At 42.3% G+C, this 17,217-nt stretch carries 13 protein-coding genes; all 13 read left to right on the top strand.

Annotated elements, in window-relative coordinates; translation table 11 throughout:
• The first annotated feature begins 90 nt into the window (after positions 1 to 90).
• The 13 genes from JMY00_RS09970 to cmk all read left to right on the top strand — a co-directional run bounded on the left by JMY00_RS09970 (position 91) and on the right by cmk (position 17,010).
• Entirely contained in the window at positions 91 to 1,227 is a 1,137-nt protein-coding gene (locus tag JMY00_RS09970; RefSeq protein ID WP_201580055.1) for an NUDIX domain-containing protein, read from the top strand.
• A gap of 449 nt (positions 1,228 to 1,676) precedes the next feature.
• Positions 1,677 to 2,909: a lipocalin family protein gene (locus JMY00_RS09965; protein WP_201580054.1), complete on the top strand. Its 1,233-nt coding sequence runs from the start codon at positions 1,677 to 1,679 to the stop codon at positions 2,907 to 2,909.
• Positions 2,910 to 3,278: 369 nt separating this feature from the next.
• Entirely contained in the window at positions 3,279 to 4,721 is a 1,443-nt protein-coding gene (locus tag JMY00_RS09960; protein ID WP_201580053.1) for a glyceraldehyde-3-phosphate dehydrogenase, read from the top strand.
• 290 nt (positions 4,722 to 5,011) lie between these two features.
• Positions 5,012 to 6,217, top strand: a complete 1,206-nt coding sequence (cgtA, locus tag JMY00_RS09955; RefSeq protein ID WP_201580052.1) for an Obg family GTPase CgtA — start codon at positions 5,012 to 5,014, stop codon at positions 6,215 to 6,217.
• A 79-nt stretch (positions 6,218 to 6,296) separates the two neighbouring features.
• Entirely contained in the window at positions 6,297 to 7,469 is a 1,173-nt protein-coding gene (gene proB, locus JMY00_RS09950; protein ID WP_057759177.1) for a glutamate 5-kinase, read from the top strand.
• Between the two features lie 92 nt (positions 7,470 to 7,561).
• A complete protein-coding gene (gene hemE, locus JMY00_RS09945) occupies positions 7,562 to 8,698 on the top strand; it encodes a uroporphyrinogen decarboxylase (RefSeq protein WP_201580051.1) in 1,137 nt (378 codons plus the stop codon).
• 111 nt (positions 8,699 to 8,809) lie between these two features.
• Positions 8,810 to 9,877: an N-acetyl-gamma-glutamyl-phosphate reductase gene (gene argC, locus JMY00_RS09940; protein WP_114700817.1), complete on the top strand. Its 1,068-nt coding sequence runs from the start codon at positions 8,810 to 8,812 to the stop codon at positions 9,875 to 9,877.
• 103 nt (positions 9,878 to 9,980) lie between these two features.
• The gene (locus tag JMY00_RS09935) at positions 9,981 to 10,847 is read left to right on the top strand and encodes a hypothetical protein (protein ID WP_201580050.1); all 867 of its coding nucleotides are present in this window, start codon (positions 9,981 to 9,983) and stop codon (positions 10,845 to 10,847) included.
• Positions 10,848 to 11,010: 163 nt separating this feature from the next.
• Positions 11,011 to 11,406: an ATP-dependent Clp protease adaptor ClpS gene (locus JMY00_RS09930; protein WP_101206289.1), complete on the top strand. Its 396-nt coding sequence runs from the start codon at positions 11,011 to 11,013 to the stop codon at positions 11,404 to 11,406.
• A 636-nt stretch (positions 11,407 to 12,042) separates the two neighbouring features.
• The gene (locus JMY00_RS09925) at positions 12,043 to 14,583 is read left to right on the top strand and encodes an AAA family ATPase (RefSeq protein ID WP_201580049.1); all 2,541 of its coding nucleotides are present in this window, start codon (positions 12,043 to 12,045) and stop codon (positions 14,581 to 14,583) included.
• A 180-nt stretch (positions 14,584 to 14,763) separates the two neighbouring features.
• Entirely contained in the window at positions 14,764 to 15,501 is a 738-nt protein-coding gene (locus JMY00_RS09920) for a uracil-DNA glycosylase (protein WP_201580048.1), read from the top strand.
• A gap of 27 nt (positions 15,502 to 15,528) precedes the next feature.
• Positions 15,529 to 16,053 carry a tRNA adenosine(34) deaminase TadA gene (gene tadA / locus JMY00_RS09915; protein WP_240990725.1) on the top strand — a complete coding sequence of 175 codons (525 nt, stop codon included), beginning with the start codon at positions 15,529 to 15,531 and terminating at the stop codon, positions 16,051 to 16,053.
• Between the two features lie 189 nt (positions 16,054 to 16,242).
• Positions 16,243 to 17,010, top strand: a complete 768-nt coding sequence (gene cmk, locus JMY00_RS09910; RefSeq protein ID WP_201580046.1) for a (d)CMP kinase — start codon at positions 16,243 to 16,245, stop codon at positions 17,008 to 17,010.
• Positions 17,011 to 17,217 lie beyond the last annotated feature (207 nt).

Raw genomic sequence — 17,217 nt, 5'->3', positions numbered from 1 at the left:
GGTAATAAATTTAAATAAATCATCTAGCCTATAAAAACTATTAAATTATCAAAAATAATCAGAGTAAATACCGAAATAAAGGATATAAGTATGTTGAACTGGTCAAATCAACAATCAGAGACGAAGCCGGAAAGTAAGACAAATAGTAAGACGAAAACTGACAAACCTAGCATTGTAAATGTTGCAGTGGCTGTCATTCATTATAAAGATCAGTATTTGCTTGGGTTTCGAGATGCTACTCAGCATCAAGGAAATCGTTACGAGTTTGTCGGTGGAAAGATAGAAGCAAATGAGTCAGCAGCGCAGGCGTTGATAAGAGAGGTAGCTGAAGAGACAGGTATCCTGCTTGATAATAATACTATCGTTAAGCTTGGGCGTTTGCATCATGATTATGGCGACAAGCAGGTCAGCTTACAGGTTTATAAGATTGAGCTGACAGCAGAGCAGTACGAGCAGCATAGACACCGTGAGCAGGGTTTAGAAGGGCAGGCATTAACTTGGGTAAGCAAATCGCAGCTTTTGGCAGGAGATTATCATTTGCCTGCTGCTAATAAGACAATCCTTGAATGGTTGAAACTCCCATCGAAGATAGCGATTACTTATCCTCTGGCACATTTCAACACACACACTGATGCAGCGGCAGCATGGCTACAGCATCATCAAGAAAAGTTAGCATCAGAGTCAGGGGTATATATCCGATTGAAGGATGCAAATTCTAAGCATCTTGCTGAGCAACTGATGACGGTACGCCCAGATATTTTAGCGATTTTACCTAATGATAATAAGCAGCCTTTGAATGTTGAGGAATCACCAACCGCTAATGAGACAGAAACTGGCCAGCGGATAATTGCTAAGCATTTAACACACTCGACACTGATGCAGTGTTTCAATGAGGTAGGCAGTTCTACAGCTCTTACACAGTCGTTATCTAAAGACTATCCGCTTATCGTCAGCTGTCATGATATTGCAAGCATAACGGCAGCCAACAAACTTGCCAGCATGCGCATACAGAATGCATTACCACCAGTGATTGGTACTTTCGTATCGCCTGTGCTCGCTACCCAAACGCATCCTGATGACACACCGCTTGGCTGGGAAGTATGGTCAGAGTTAGCAGAATTAGCTGATATGCCTGTCATTGGGTTAGGCGGGCTGGAGCCTGCTATGCTCAATCAAGCATTGCAATATGGCGGTATCAGTGTGGCAGGTATCCGTCAGTTTATATAATCCGCATACTTCAAGAAAGCTATAGGGAATCCATCGTGCCATTTGCCTGAATGTGACCCGCATTAGACTTCTGTATTAAGCTTAGTAAGTTCAAATAACTGATTTTTAACTTAGTTATCCAGCAAGTAACTATGTGGTTATGATGTGTTCAAACAACACTCAAACCCCATAGTTACTTACAAACCGTTGCGTTTTCCTACATTGCACTACTGTTTTAATAGTCCAGTTGTCCTTAATATATATTGCATATCTACGATACGTTGATCTTATTTCTATAGACGAGTGACTGATCAAAAGTGATGTTCAAAATACAATAATAAAAAAGCTTTTGTAGAGTCAAGTTTTGCACGAATAATTTATACCAAAGCAAATGGCTTTTAGAAAACGAGACCAAATAGATGCCGTACATAAAGCGTTTTTAACAATCACTATTTAAGAATGGTACTCATATGAAAACCAATAAGTTACCTGAGTCAGCATGGACTGATTCACAGGCAGCTGGTTCTCAACTTCAGCAGCCTAAGCAATCGCTCAATGACAATGAATATGGCGATGATACGCAACAGACAAACCAAGCTAGTAATGATGCTAGCTATAATCACGACAGCTCGAATGGCGAATATTCGCACCATCTGGCAAAAGACACGTCTTCGCAAGACAGCTATTTTGGATACAAAAGCGCCGACAAAAGCCCTAGGGCAAAAGAGTCAGCTATGAGTAACAATGAAATAAGCAAAGATCTAAAAAATAGCAATGAGGACAATCATGACGTGGCTAGTGGCTATAAATCATCTGGTTATAAGTCAGCGCAAAATAAGCAACTACAAAATAAGCAACCACAAAAGCTAAATGAAGATGAGCCATTAATGTCAGGACTGTTAGAGGATCAAATAGATAATCTAAACAGTAGTTCTGAACACGCCATCGACGCTGAGAAAATCAGTGATTCATCAACAAATAATTCATCTTACAAAGAAATACCGGAGCGCATATTTATGAATGGACTGATCAAACATACAGGCATTGCCTTAGCGATTATTATACCGTTAGCAGCGTTCTCAGCCTATGCGGCCACGCCGCCAGTGAACACGGCAACTAATGGCATGTCTGATGATGCGATGAGTGAGAAGGTCACGACCGATATGCTACTGGTTAAGCCGAGTGATATCATTCATAAATCTGCAAGCACGCCAACCACCGTAGATAGCGTAGATCTAAATACCTATGCAGGTACTTGGTATGAGATTGGCCGTTTGCCGATGTATTTCCAACGTAAATGTGCAGGCGATGTGACCGCCAACTATGCTCAAAAAGATGACGGCTCAGGAATCACGGTTACTAATAAGTGTGTGAGCAAGGACGGTTCAGGTATCGTGGCAGAAGGTTTGGCTAAGCCAGTCGATGAAAGCGGCAGCAAACTAAAGGTGACGTTCTTACCGAAGTGGATTCGCTGGATTCCGGTCGGCCGTGCTGATTATTGGGTGCTAGCACGTGATGCAAATTATAAAACTGCGCTAATAGGGACACCTGATAAGAAATACTTATGGCTACTAGCACGCTCGCCAAATATCAGTCAGGAAACGTATACCAAATATCGTCAAATTGCTCAGCAGCAAGGTTATGACTTAAAAGAGTTTACATTGACGTCGCAGAGCAATCAAACGGTGAGTCTAGCACCATAAGTGTTATAACTAAATTTACTGCTTTGGTTAATTAAGCCCTATAGCAATTATTATTTCATTACGTCTCGATAAGGCAGCATATAAAGCTGCCTTTATTTTTATTACTAGCTGTATATGAGAACTATATATAAGAGCTGTATATAAGAGCTATATACGAGAGTAAAACCTATTATGCACGCTAGCTAATCGGTTACCACTGGCAAAATGAGGCGTTTTAGGCTAAAATCTAGGCGATTCAAATACTCTAGCGTCAATAACCCATATTGATAGTGGTTGATTATCATATTAGAGTCGCTATTTAGAGCATACACGACCTATCTATTTTACACTTCTTCATATTTTATTGATCATACATTACTGACCATAAGGATGTTTCTCGTGAGCAACGCTGATACCTTACGCCAATTACATCAAGACCACTTGAACAACTACCACAATCAAGAGCAACAAGCGATTGAGCTTATGGGGCTACTAAACAAGCTCTATAACAAGCAAGACGTACAAGTGACTTTGTTTGGCGAAACGCTAGACTCTACCTCAGTTGGTCAAATACTTGCTTTACATCAAAAAGTAGCACTACGCGATCATGGCGCCAAGGCTATCGATATCGCTGATACTCTAGCGATGGTAAAAGTTATCTCAGAAAACACTGATATCCAAGCCACTCGTATCGATGTTGGTCAATTGATTGCTAATGAAACTGACTTACAAACCGCTCTACAGTCTATCAACAACGCTGGTGCTGTAAATGGCGCGACGGATGTTGTGCTTTACGGTTTTGGCCGTATCGGTCGTATCTTGACTCGTCTGCTATTGTCACAAGCATCAAGCGCGAAAGGTCTACAACTAAAAGCGATCGTTGTACGTCCAGCCGCTGCTGGTGACTTGGCCAAACGTATCTCATTGCTTGAGCGTGATTCGATCCATGGTAGATTCTTGGGTGGCATCAGTATCGATGATGACAACAACGGCATGATCGTTAACGGTCGTTTTGTACAAGTTATCTATGCGAAAGACCCAAGCGAAATCGACTATACTGCTTATGGTATCGACAATGCTCTTGTTATCGATAACACAGGTATCTGGAAAGACGAAGCAGGCCTTGGTAAGCACTTACAGTCTACTGGTGTGAAAAAAGTGTTGCTAACAGCACCTGCTGGCGGCGATATCAAAAACGTCGTTTATGGCGTGAACAATGATACCGTTGGTGATGATACGATCGTTAGTGCTGCTAGCTGTACGACTAATGCGATTACGCCAACGCTGAATGTATTGAATGATGAGTACGGTATTGTAAATGGTCATGTAGAGACTATTCACTCATTTACCAATGATCAGAACTTGGTTGATAACTATCATAAAGCAGACCGCCGTGGTCGTAGTGCGGTGATGAACATGGTTATCACCAGTACTGGTGCTGCAAAAGCTGTTGGTAAAGCATTGCCAGAACTAAATGGTAAGCTAACGGGTAACGCTATTCGCGTACCGACGCCAAATGTTAGCTTAGCCATCTTGAACGTGAATCTGAAAACTGCTCCAGCAAGCGCTGATGCGTTAAATGAGTTCTTGCGCAAAATGGCTAACAGCAGCACTTGGCAGTCGCAGATTGCTTACACAGATTCTACAGAAGCGGTATCAACGGATTTCGTTGGTACGACTCATGTTGGTATTATCGATGCTCAAGCCACTATTTTGACTGACAACCAAGCTATCGTATATGTTTGGTATGACAACGAAGTAGGTTATAGTACTCAGGTATTGCGTTTGGCGACGCAGATGGCCGGAATCAGCTACGCTCAGATTCCAGCATAGATTACTAAGTACAGTAGAGCAATAACGTCATACCAAGTATAGTAGCGCTATCGTGTCATAAGAATGGCGCTGTAGCAGATACTACTTTGAATAGCTTGGTAGGACTTTAACTGTCATACTTAAACACCCGATAGTCCGATTGATTATCGGGTGTTATTGTCATAATGGGCACTAAGTAAAAGTAGTCTTTATACAGTGTATATTTTGACGCAACAACATAGCAAAACCCCAAAATACAACCGTTGGTTGTAACCAGTTTATAGACTGGATTGTGAATTAAGGAACGTAAGATGCGATTTATTGATGAAGCCGTCGTAACGGTAAAAGCAGGTGACGGTGGTAACGGAATCGCCAGTTTTCGCCGAGAAAAGTATGTTCCACGTGGTGGACCTGATGGTGGTGATGGCGGCAAGGGCGGAGATGTATATGTCATTGCAGAAGACAATACCAACACCCTAGTCGACTATCGTTATACGCGTCGTCATGACGCCATGCGTGCTGAGAACGGCCATAGTAGAAACTGTTCAGGTAAAGGGTCTGATGATCTTTATTTACCAGTACCAGTTGGTACGACGGTAGTTGATACCGAGACAGACGAAGTATTGGGCGATTTGATTGAGATCGGCCAGACACTACTGATTGCTAAAGGTGGTGACGGTGGTCTGGGTAATACCCATTTCAAAAGCTCGACCAACCAAGCGCCGCGTAAAGCGACGTCAGGTTTTGAAGGCGAGCTAAAAGTTCTTAAGTTTGAGCTAAAAGTAGTCGCTGATGTTGGTTTGATTGGTTTGCCGAATGCTGGTAAATCGACCTTTATTCGTCAAGTCTCTGCTGCTAGACCAAAAGTGGCTGATTATCCGTTTACCACCCTAGTACCAAACTTGGGTGTGGTCGATATTGGTCGTCATCGTTCATTTGTAATGGCAGATATTCCTGGTCTTATTGAAGGTGCATCAGAAGGTGCCGGACTTGGTATTCGCTTCTTAAAACATGTTGCGCGTACGCGTCGTCTGCTACACTTAGTTGATGTCAAGCCTGTTGATGGCAGCGACCCAGTCGAGAATGCCCGTGTTATTTTAAACGAGCTTGAGCGTTTTTCTCCTGAATTGGCCAACTTGCCGCAGATTTTGGTATTAAACAAAATCGATCAGGTCAATGATGAAGATTTGAATTCGCTTTGTACTCATATCGTCGCAGAGCTTGGTTGGACTGGTATGGTCTTCCGTACGGCAACGCTAACTGGTGAAGGCGTTGATGCGGTCAAGTATCATCTAATGAATGATATCGAGCTTGAGCGTGAGCGTGAAATAGAAGATCCTATCTTCGCTGAAGCACAAAAAGAACGTTTTGAGCGTTTAGAAGCTGAAGTACGTCTTAACACTGAAGCACAGCGTGAAGCGTATCGTGCCGCTCGTAAAGCGGCGCGTGAAGGCTTGGATACGTCTGATTTTGACGACGATGATGACGATGGCGTTGAGGTAATGTACGTTCCTTAAGCTAGTATGCTTGAGCAGTTATACTTGAATTGTGAATTTAATCCCTACAATCAATTTATATGAAAAAAAAGGAGTTTATATGGCAGATGACATAGCAAACACGATGGAAGAAGCAAGATTTGTTAAGCAAACTCGCAACTTTGATATTCAGCGCGTTATTGTCAAAATTGGTTCATCACTATTAACCAATAACGGTCGAGGGCTGGATCGTACTGCCATATATGAGTGGGCAAAGCAAATTGCTAAGCTGCACAAAAAAGGCGTTGAGGTACTGCTAGTATCATCAGGTGCCGTTGCTGAAGGTGTGGTACGTATGAACCTTGAGGAACGCCCCAAAAAGCTAGCAGCACTACAAGCCTGTGCTTCTATTGGTCAAATGGGGTTGATTGAAACATGGTGGTCAGCTTTGATTCAGCATGGCATTCAAAGCTCGCAGCTACTCCTAACTCATGATGATTTGTCTAATCGTAGCCGTTACCTCAACACGACGGGTGCGCTGACACAGTTATTAGAATGGCGCGTACTACCTGTTATCAATGAAAACGATACCATTACGATTGATGAGATTAAATTTGGCGATAACGATACCTTGGGTGCGATGGCAGCCGCAATGGTTAATGCTGATTTGTACATTATCTTAACCGATCAAGAAGGTGTCTTCACTGATAACCCACGTGATAATCCTGATGCCAAGATGATTCGCCAAGAACGTGCAATGGCGGATTATTTATTTGATATTGCAGGAGACGGCGGTAAGCTTGGACGCGGTGGTATGTTGACCAAAATCCGTGCTGGACGCCTTGCGGCAATGGGTGGCTGTCCTACCGTTATCGTCAGCGGTGCTATCGATGACGTTATTACCCGTGTGGTATCAGGTGAAGCCGTAGGTACCTTGCTGACGACTAATGACGAAGATAAAATCATCGCGCGTAAACAGTGGCTAGCTGCGCATCTACGTATGTCAGGTAGCTTGGTCGTCGATGCAGGTGCTGCAAGAGCATTGACTGAGCACAATAGAAGTTTATTGCCAGTGGGTGTTGTAGAAGTGCAGGGCGGATTTGATGAAGGTGATGTGGTGGAAATCATTCATCAAGATACTGGCGAACGCATAGCCGTTGGGCAGGTAAACTTCTCATCGAATGATGCGCGCCGCGTCGCTCGTGAGCGTACTGAACAGTTCGATAAGATCTTTGGCAGTAGCGAAGAACGTGTCGTCATGGTACACCGTGACAATCTTGCATTAACTGTATAGCGCTTTTATATAACCTTTTTTATTCAACTTATTTTATCCAGCACAATATCCATTGATAAATATGGATATTGTGCGGTTTTGGAGATTTGTACATGAGTGCTTCAGACGGTAGTAACTCGGCTCAGCAACAGTTTGCACCTTTAAAAAATGATAGATTGCTACGTGCATTACGTTTTGAGCCCATCGATACCACACCGGTATGGATGATGCGCCAAGCTGGTCGTTATTTGCCAGAATATAAAGCCACTCGTGCTGAAGCGGGTGACTTTATGAGTCTGTGCAAAGATACAGCCCGCGCTACTGAAGTGACTCTACAGCCATTGCGCCGCTATGACTTAGATGCCGCTATTTTGTTTAGTGATATTTTAACTATCCCTGATGCGATGGGATTGGGCTTGTATTTCGAAACAGGTGAAGGTCCTAAATTTAAGCATCCTATTCGTACGCAAGCAGATCTTGATAGATTGCCAGTGCTTGAGCCAAACGACTCTCTAGATTATGTAATGCGTGCTGTAACCAGTATTCGTAAAGCATTGAATGGACAAGTTCCACTATTTGGTTTTTCTGGTAGTCCGTGGACGTTGGCTACTTATATGATAGAAGGCGGTAGCTCGAAGGATTATCGTTATACCAAAGGCTTCTTGTATAGTAACCCTGATTTTTTACATCAGTTATTAGATAAGCTGGCGACGTCAGTTATTGACTATTTAGATGCCCAAATCGTTGCTGGCGCTCAAATTGTACAGATATTCGATAGTTGGGGCGGGGCGTTAGGCCACCGTCAATTTATCGAATTCTCACACATTTATAATAAACGTATTGTCGCTGAACTAAAAGAACGTCATCCACAAGTACCTGTAGTGCTATTCACTAAAGGTGGTGGGTTATGGCTTGATATTCAGGCTGACAGCGAAGCAGATGTGCTAGGTTTAGATTGGACGATGCCGATTGATCGTGCGCGTCAAGTATTGACTGAAAGTCAGCGTCAATTGACCAAAAAGCATAATAAATTGCAAAGCAGCAAAGCTATCCAAGGTAATTTAGATCCAGCGACGTTATATGGCTCGCCTGCAACTATCCGTTCTGAAGTGAACGCCATGCTTGACCGTGCTTACGCTGACGGTGAAAAGACTGGTTACATAGCAAACTTAGGTCATGGTATCACCCAGTGGGTTAACCCTGACAATGCCAAAGTGTTTGTGGATGCAGTACACGACTATAAAATTTAAGAGTCAGAATATTTAGAGAGTGACTCTGTCTTTGTTCTATATTTGTAGAATTACAGGCAAACATAGAATCTATCAGTGCATATTCAGTATTTACCAAGAAAAGGGTGTTTTATGATTTCAGCAGCGATCGTCGGTGGTACAGGCTATACGGGTATTGAGCTCATTCGCTTATTATCTGCCCATCCTGAGGTTTCTATTGATTTATTAACTTCTCGTAGCGAAGCTGGCACTCGTGCTGATGAAATCTTCCCAAGCTTACGAGGTGTGTCTGACATCGTTTTTAGCGACTTGGGTGATAATACGCTTGCTGCATTGCAAAAATGTGATGTTGTGTTTTTTGCGACTCCGCATGGTGTGGCAATGAAGCAAGCCGAAGCGCTTACACAAGCTGGGGTTAAGGTTATCGATTTGGCTGCTGATTTTCGTTTGCAGTCACTGACTGACTTTGAGCACTGGTACAAACAGTCACATGCTTGTCCTGAATTGTTGAAAACAGCAGTCTACGGCCTACCAGAAATCAATCGGGACAAGCTTGCGAATGCGTTACTAGTAGGCAACCCAGGCTGTTATCCAACTACTGCGATTTTGGGTCTAAAACCAATTATCGCAGCCCAGAATAAGCAAGCAGAGCGTTTGATTGAGTCTCGTATTGTAATTGATGCAAAATCTGGCGTTTCTGGTGCAGGCCGTCAAGCATCGCTTGCACTCAATTATGCTGAGACAACAGATAGTTTTAAAGCTTATAGCGTCGAAGGCCATCGTCATTTACCTGAGATTGAGCAGGGTGTGGCACAGTTGTTAGACAGTCAGTTTACACACCGTATTCGCTTTTTGCCGCATTTAGTACCGATGATTCGGGGCATGCTAAGCTCTATTCATATGGAGCTGACCGATGCTGGTGCTGCTATCGATTGGCAGCAAGCGTTTGAAAATAGCTATGCGTCAGAGTTGTTTGTTGATGTCATGCCGAAGGGGCTTTATCCCGATACGCGCAGTGTTCGCGCTAGTAACCGTCTACGCATTGCGGTACATCAGGACAATGAGCGCGCTGAGCTAACAGTTATCGTCGTTCAAGATAACTTAGTCAAAGGTGCTGCTGGGCAGGCTGTGCAAAACATGAATGTGATGTTCGGTTTTGATGAGTCAATGGGTCTGAACTTTGCACCGATTGTTCCTTAATATCAACGACTTCATATTCCAATCATTCACATTTACGGTGCTAGGTATTGATTATAAATTCGGCTATAATGACTTGCCCTTACCCTTAAGAGATACTGTCTAAATGCGTGTTCAGCTCGTACTACGCTTTTGCTCACAGCCAGCACGTCAATCGTGCAAAGACTCGGTTATACCTAGCTTGGAGCGCAAACAGCATTCCTTTAGAAATAATAATGTCCCTATAAGTGGTATTGCTAGCTCACAACGCGGCGCTTCTACATTGGTGTTGGCACTGTTCGTTGTAGCCGTATTAGTGACAGCGGTGGTTGGGCTGGTATTCGGTCATAAGCTTGGTTACCAACGTGGCCTTCATTCGATGGAAACAGAAGCCAAGCAAGCAATCATCGATAGCACTGAAGCGACACAAGCGCTAGAAGATTTGCGCCTTAGCAATAAGATAGCTACTAACCAAGCGGCAACTGCCAAACAAGAACTGGCCATCAGTTTGGCTAATTTAAAAGAACTGCGTGAAAGCCAGCAAGAATTGACGGTAGAAAATAAACAAGTGTCACAGCTCAATGAGCTATATTCAGATGTCATCCGTGAGAAAGGTGGTATGCCTTTACAGGTATTAGGTGCCAAAATTTCTCCACTACCTGAAAATGCTTTTGAGTATGGTTTTGATATTGGGATGCTCAGTAGCGATGGTCAAGCCAAACGCTTAAGGCCTGTATTGACGCTACTTAACAATGATGATCTTGTAGAAGTACCTCTTGACCCTGCATACCATATGATCGAAGGTATCGTTCGGATACGTGGTCGCTTTGTAATGCCATCAGGCTTTAGACCATTGCAAGCCAAACTGACTTTGCAAGCTGGTGGTCAGAAAGTAGAGCAATTGTATGACTGGAAGCTCGGTGATAGTGTGGAAAACATGCTACCATCGCTCCTAGATTTACCAGAAGTTGATGAAAGTCCTATCGTACCTTAATTACCTCATGTCTTAATGAAATACTCAGTGACGATGCTGTGGTTGAAATCAAAGCACAATGACCTTAATTAGTGGTTGTGCTTTATACCATGCCTTATCGCCTGCCTTAACATTCTCTATCTTAAACTTACCTTATAATTATATTTTGATTATGATGAAAAAAATGATATCACAAGCCACGCCAACGGTTGCTGATTGGCACTTTCCCAATATGCCTGCTCATCGTGCACAAGACGGTGATACCGATGGCGAAACGTCACCGCAAGCAGATGTATTGGTCGCAGAGCCTGAAGTAGCCAAACCGCCCATGTATGCGGTCGTTATGTACAATGACAACTACACGCCGATGGAGTTTGTTGTATATATATTGCAGTCAGAATTTCGTCATAGTATGGATTCTGCAGTTGAGATTATGCTGACCATTCATAATAGCAGCAAAGGCATTGCTGGCATTTATCCCAAAGATATCGCCGAGACTAAGGCCAAAAAAGTAAATAGTCTGGCACATCGTGAAGGCTATCCATTATTGACCCAAATCGAACCGCATCAAGGCGAGTAGAGCAATTTATTAATTTCTTATACTGATATATGGCTCTATTAAAGCTTTACCTATTGTTCTCTACTTCTAAGCAGTCCATATCAAAGCTCACCTTTATAGTGAGCTTTTTCGACTTTTCAGTCATTCCCTTTATATACAAGTATAATCTTTTAAAATAGTTTTATTATTCATATAGTATTGATTTCTATAGCGAATAACCCTATCTATTAAACAGCCTGTTTAATAGTTTTAGACTAGGTATCTCCGTTGAACTTGCTAAAACCATGTCATTTCTAGCTTCTAAAATATCAATCTCTCTTTCTATCTAATCAATTTTTCAACATTTAATATTCGTTATTAAGGTTGTCGCTACTAGCTTGTAGCACGCTTTGATACATTTTAGTCTGTGTTAATAGATTGACTCCATCGAAGTATCGTGTTGATATAAAGAAAAGCGGCCATGGATAGTTATGATTACGGTTGGCTGATAGCGAGATTATAGTATTTAATCAATAGTCTACCGCGCACCTCATTTATTCATGACTTCTAATAATACGAATATAGCCCTTGAACAATTCATCTACCGCCCTGATTTACTTACTAACTCATTCATAAAACTATCAATTATAAAGATAGATATAACCGTAGGAAGTTGTTATGTTAAGTCGTCATCTTGAAGTTTCTCTACGTTTAGCAATGACGCTTGCGCGCCAAAAATCGCATGAGTATCTCACTGTTGAACACCTGCTTTTGGCCTTATTAGAAAATACTCATGCTGCCAATACGTTGACTGCTTGTAATGCTAATGTCTCGGCGTTGCGTACTGAGCTTGAGATTTATATTAATAAACACACGCCAACTATTGATGCTGATACAGAACAGTCACCGCATCCGACTCAAAGCTTTGATCGTATCTTGCAACGTGCTATTTTTCACGTGCAGTCGATCGGTGGTGGTCGGTTGGTAGAAGGGTCTGATATTTTGGTCTCTATGTTTTCAGAGCATGATACTTATGCTGTTTACCTGCTTAAAAAACAAGGCATCAGTCGCCTTGAGTTAACCCAGTATTTATCACATGGTCAAGATAAAGAAGAGCCATCTGAATCACGTGGTTCTGCAGGCACTGAGCGTCGTAGTACTTCTGAAAAGACCAGTAAAGATCCCTTAGTTGAATTTGCAACCAATCTAAATCAGCGAGCTGCTGAAGGTAAAACAGATCCTTTGATTGGTCGTGCTTCTGAAATTGAACGTGCTGCCCAAGTACTGTGTCGTCGTCGTAAAAATAACCCATTGCTAGTAGGTGAGCCTGGTGTCGGTAAAACCTCTATCGCTGAAGGTTTAGCATGGTTAATTATTAATGACAAAGCACCGAAGCCCCTTAACGGTTGCGTGATTTATAGCCTTGATATTGGCTCACTGATTGCAGGAACTAAGTATCGCGGTGACTTTGAAAAACGCATGAAGTCATTGCTTGATGCGCTAAAGAAAAAACCAAATGCTATTCTTTTTATCGATGAAATTCATATGATTATTGGTGCTGGTTCATCTATGAGCAGCAATATGGATGTATCGAATCTTATCAAGCCAGCGCTTGCTAACGGTGAGCTGCGTTGTATTGGTTCAACGACCTTTACTGAGTATCGCCAAGTATTTGAAAAAGATCATGCATTGTCGCGTCGTTTCCAAAAAATCGATGTTAAAGAACCTAGTGTGGATGACACCATCGATATCCTGCGTGGCCTAAAACCTCGTTATGAAGAATTCCATAATGTTGAGTATACGGATGAAGCGTTGGTCACAGCGGTACAGTTATCAGCCAAGCATATTCATGAGCGTTTTTTACCTGATAAAGCCATTGACGTGATTGATGAAGCAGGTGCGTACAAGCGCTTAGGCGTGGTGCCTGATGTCGATCATATCGAAGCGGAAGAAAGTTTCATTGCTGATTTAGAGCAAGATTTTGATGCGCAGATTGATGCTGATATCGAAGGTATCGATGGTGATACAGACAATGAAATGCAGGATGAAGCAGCGACTGCGAAAGCAAGCGATAGTGCTAAACCAGCAGATGGTGTGAAATTATCAAAAGGTCAAAAGCCACCGATGAAAATCGATGTGGCTGATATCGAGGCTATTATTGCTAAACTGGCACGTATTCCACCTAAATCTGTATCGAGTGATGACAAGAGTATCCTTGAGCATTTAGATCGAGATCTGAAGCACTTGGTATTTGGTCAAGATGAGGCGATTGCCACGTTAGCCGATGCTATCAAGCTATCACGTGCAGGATTAAAAGCACCTGATAAGCCAATTGGTTCGTTTATGTTTGCAGGTCCAACTGGTGTGGGTAAAACAGAAGTGTCGCGTCAGCTAGCCAACTTGCTAGGTGTGGAATTAGTACGCTTTGATATGTCAGAGTATATGGAAGCACATACGGCATCACGCTTGATCGGTGCGCCTCCAGGTTATGTTGGCTATGATCAAGGTGGTTTGCTCACCGAAAAAATCAATCAGCATCCACATTGTGTGTTGTTGCTTGATGAGATTGAAAAGGCGCATCCAGATGTCTTTAACTTGTTACTACAAGTCATGGATCATGGTACGTTGACCGATAACAATGGTCGTGTGGCAATCTTTAAACAGGTCATCGTTATTATGACAACGAACGTTGGTGCTGATAGTATCAGTCGCTCGTCAATGGGCTTCACTCAACAAGACCATAGCCGTGATAATACAGAATCACTGAAACGTGTCTTCACGCCAGAGTTCCGTAATCGTTTAGACGCCATTATTCAGTTCAACCCTCTAGATACGTCAGTTGTTGTATCAGTTGTCGATAAGTTCTTGGTGGAATTGCAAGTACAACTTGATGATAAGCAAGTGACATTAGAGATTGATGATGATGTACGTGACTACTTGGCGGATAAAGGCTATGACCGTCTAATGGGTGCACGTCCGATGCAGCGTCTGATTCAAGATGAAATCAAAAAACCGTTGGCAAGTATGATTTTATTTGGTGATTTGGTCAATGGCGGTGTCGTGCATCTGACCTTAGAGCCTAAAGTCGATGATTCTCAAGAGAATGATACGATGAAGCCTGATAAGGTGTCAGACAAAGGCTCAGCTGATAGTCGTATTATTCTGACAGTCGTTGAAACTCATGAACCACAACCCGATTCTGAATCTCTTGCTAGCTAAGTTGTTTAATATTGATGTCACAAAAACGGCTACCGTATTACTGCGGTAGCCGTTTTTTTATTGCTATAATTCATCAACAAAGCGTACACCGTTTTTTGTTAGTATGATTATTTACAGTAAGCTAGTTTTAACAAAGCTATGGAACCTATAACAAGATAACAAGTATAAAAAGGACACACTATGGAACTGTTTGATGAACCGGCAACCAAGACAGCAGAACAAAAACAAGCGATTTTAGACAATGTCCGTTTACCAGAAGATTGGAAAAAGGCATTAGCAGATGAATTAACGTCTGAGAATATGGACAATCTACGCGCATTTTTAAAAGAAGCCTATCAGTCCGATGATAGTATCTATCCGCCTGCGCCATTGATGTTCAATGCGCTTAACCTCACGCCGTTATCGCAAGTCAAAGTGGTAATCTTGGGCCAAGATCCTTACCATCGCCCAGGACAGGCCATGGGATTGTCATTTTCTGTTCCTAAAGCCATTCCAAAGCCACCATCACTAAATAACTTGCTTAAAGAGATGGCAGATGACATTGGTATTCGCCCTTCAGCACATGGTGATCTGACGTACTGGGCGCAGCAAGGCGTTCTACTGCTTAATAGCTCACTAACTGTGCGAGAAGGCGAGCCAAACAGTCATCAGAATAAAGGCTGGGAGCAGTTTACTGACGCTGTCATCGATGCAGTTAATGAACAGACAAAGCATACCGTATTTATTTTGTGGGGTAGTAAAGCCCAGAAGAAAGGCAAGTATATCGATACGGATAAGCATTTGATTCTGACAGCGGTACATCCGTCACCACTTGCGGCAAACCGTGGTGGCTTCTTTGGCACTAAACCTTTTTCTAAAACAAATGATTACTTGGTGCAGTATGGCCAAACTCCAATTGACTGGCAATTACCACAATAAATGCAAAATATACAGAATATAAGCTTAATGCCGTATCAACCCTTAAATATTCAGTCCAGCACCTTTTGGTCAGTCGAAGACGTTAAATGGATGCGAGAGGCAATTGAACTTGCTAAGCAAGGTGCTGAGCGAGGAGAGGTGCCGGTAGGTGCGGTATTGGTACATGACCAGCAAGTTATCGGCCAAGGATTTAATCAGCCTATTAGTAGCCATGATGCTACTGCTCACGCAGAGATAGTTGCATTGAGAGATGCCTGTACGCGTTTAGAAAACTATCGACTGCCGCTACAGACTACTCTATATGTCACTCTAGAGCCTTGTACGATGTGTATCGGTGCTCTAATCCATGCGCGTGTAAACAAGTTAGTGTATGCAGCGAGTGAACCGCGTGCTGGTATGGTTGGTAGTCAAATGGACTTATCGTTACAACCTTTCTACAACCATAGTATTCAAGCCTATGGTGGATTATGCAGCGAGCATAGTAGTCAAATACTCAAGACGTTTTTTCGTGAGCGTAGGCAAGCGGCAAAAAAGAATAAGGCCACTATGTAAACTCAAAATACTAATAAACAAGATATCAGTCTTGGTGCTAGTGGTCACGATGATTTTTTGCTATAATATTGCCCTATTTGGTAGCACTCATGTTAATGGGCTATTAAAGACTTAACATACGAATAAATATTGTTTTATTAATGACATATGATAAGCGATATAAGTAACGCATATTATTGAGTAAGTATTATGACTAGTTCTACACCTGATAATGTTTTACTCAATACAGAGGATAGCCACACCTCATCAGTGCGCTACCCTGTTATTTGTATCGATGGTCCTAGTGGCGCAGGTAAAGGGACGGTTACATGGCGTTTAGCACAAGCATTGGATTATCAAATGCTTGATTCAGGGGCTTTATATCGTATCGTAGGTCTCAAAGCATTTGAAGCTGGATTGATTGCTGCAGATGGCAGTCAAGATATTGATGAAATGGCTGTATTGGAACTAACCCAACGCTTAAATATCGAATTTGTACCAAACAATGAATCTGGTCGAGTCGACATTATCGTCAATGGTGATGCAGTCGGTGAGCAAGTGCGAAACGAAACCGTTGGTGGTTATGCCTCGAAGATAGCGGTATTTCCAAAAGTTCGCCAAGCATTACTCAAATTGCAACAAGATATGGCCACTCGTTCAGGTTTGGTTGCTGATGGTCGCGATATGGGTACGGTTGTTTTCCCAGATGCTGATGTTAAGGTGTTTTTGACGGCCAGTGCTGAAGCGCGTGCAGAGCGCCGTGTGACTCAGTTATTGAACGCTGGTCAAACAGCAGATTTTGAAGCGATTTTAGCGACGATAAAAGAGCGTGATGACCGTGATGAAAATCGTAGTACAGCGCCATCGAAGCCTGCGGCAGATGCTTTATTACTTGATAGTTCAGCGCTTAATGCTGATGCAGTATATGAGCAGGTCAAAAAGCATTGCCAAGATAAAGGTGTGTTTTTCACTAGTTAGTCATTTAATAGCTAGTAAAAACAACATATTAAGTACTAAAAAGTTTCCTATTAATCATTGTTTTAGTATAAAATAATGCGGTTAAGTTAAATTTTATTGAAACGTTAAGAAAAACTTAGTTTATTAAAGATGTTGCATTCGATATAAGACAGTTGTTGTTAGTCAGTTTTAATTACGATGAGCTCGCTATCAACAAACGTTTTTTTA

Origin of the sequence: Psychrobacter sp. Pi2-52 (genome assembly GCF_904846705.1) — a bacterium.
Lineage (GTDB): Bacteria > Pseudomonadota > Gammaproteobacteria > Pseudomonadales > Moraxellaceae > Psychrobacter.
Note: the sequence above shows the minus strand (reverse complement) of the source record. Positions and strands in the feature narration are given on the sequence as shown.

What these genes read in the sequence shown, in the direction of transcription:
- JMY00_RS09965 (WP_201580054.1), top strand. Translation starts at nt 1,677, where the DNA reads ATGAAAACCAATAAGTTACCTGAGTCAGCATGGACTGATTCACAGGCA.
- JMY00_RS09970 (WP_201580055.1), top strand. Translation starts at nt 91, where the DNA reads ATGTTGAACTGGTCAAATCAACAATCAGAGACGAAGCCGGAAAGTAAG.
- cgtA (WP_201580052.1), top strand. Translation starts at nt 5,012, where the DNA reads ATGCGATTTATTGATGAAGCCGTCGTAACGGTAAAAGCAGGTGACGGT.
- tadA (WP_240990725.1), top strand. Translation starts at nt 15,529, where the DNA reads ATGCCGTATCAACCCTTAAATATTCAGTCCAGCACCTTTTGGTCAGTC.
- argC (WP_114700817.1), top strand. Translation starts at nt 8,810, where the DNA reads ATGATTTCAGCAGCGATCGTCGGTGGTACAGGCTATACGGGTATTGAG.
- JMY00_RS09920 (WP_201580048.1), top strand. Translation starts at nt 14,764, where the DNA reads ATGGAACTGTTTGATGAACCGGCAACCAAGACAGCAGAACAAAAACAA.
- cmk (WP_201580046.1), top strand. Translation starts at nt 16,243, where the DNA reads ATGACTAGTTCTACACCTGATAATGTTTTACTCAATACAGAGGATAGC.
- hemE (WP_201580051.1), top strand. Translation starts at nt 7,562, where the DNA reads ATGAGTGCTTCAGACGGTAGTAACTCGGCTCAGCAACAGTTTGCACCT.
- JMY00_RS09935 (WP_201580050.1), top strand. Translation starts at nt 9,981, where the DNA reads ATGCGTGTTCAGCTCGTACTACGCTTTTGCTCACAGCCAGCACGTCAA.
- JMY00_RS09925 (WP_201580049.1), top strand. Translation starts at nt 12,043, where the DNA reads ATGTTAAGTCGTCATCTTGAAGTTTCTCTACGTTTAGCAATGACGCTT.
- JMY00_RS09960 (WP_201580053.1), top strand. Translation starts at nt 3,279, where the DNA reads ATGTTTCTCGTGAGCAACGCTGATACCTTACGCCAATTACATCAAGAC.
- proB (WP_057759177.1), top strand. Translation starts at nt 6,297, where the DNA reads ATGGCAGATGACATAGCAAACACGATGGAAGAAGCAAGATTTGTTAAG.
- JMY00_RS09930 (WP_101206289.1), top strand. Translation starts at nt 11,011, where the DNA reads ATGATATCACAAGCCACGCCAACGGTTGCTGATTGGCACTTTCCCAAT.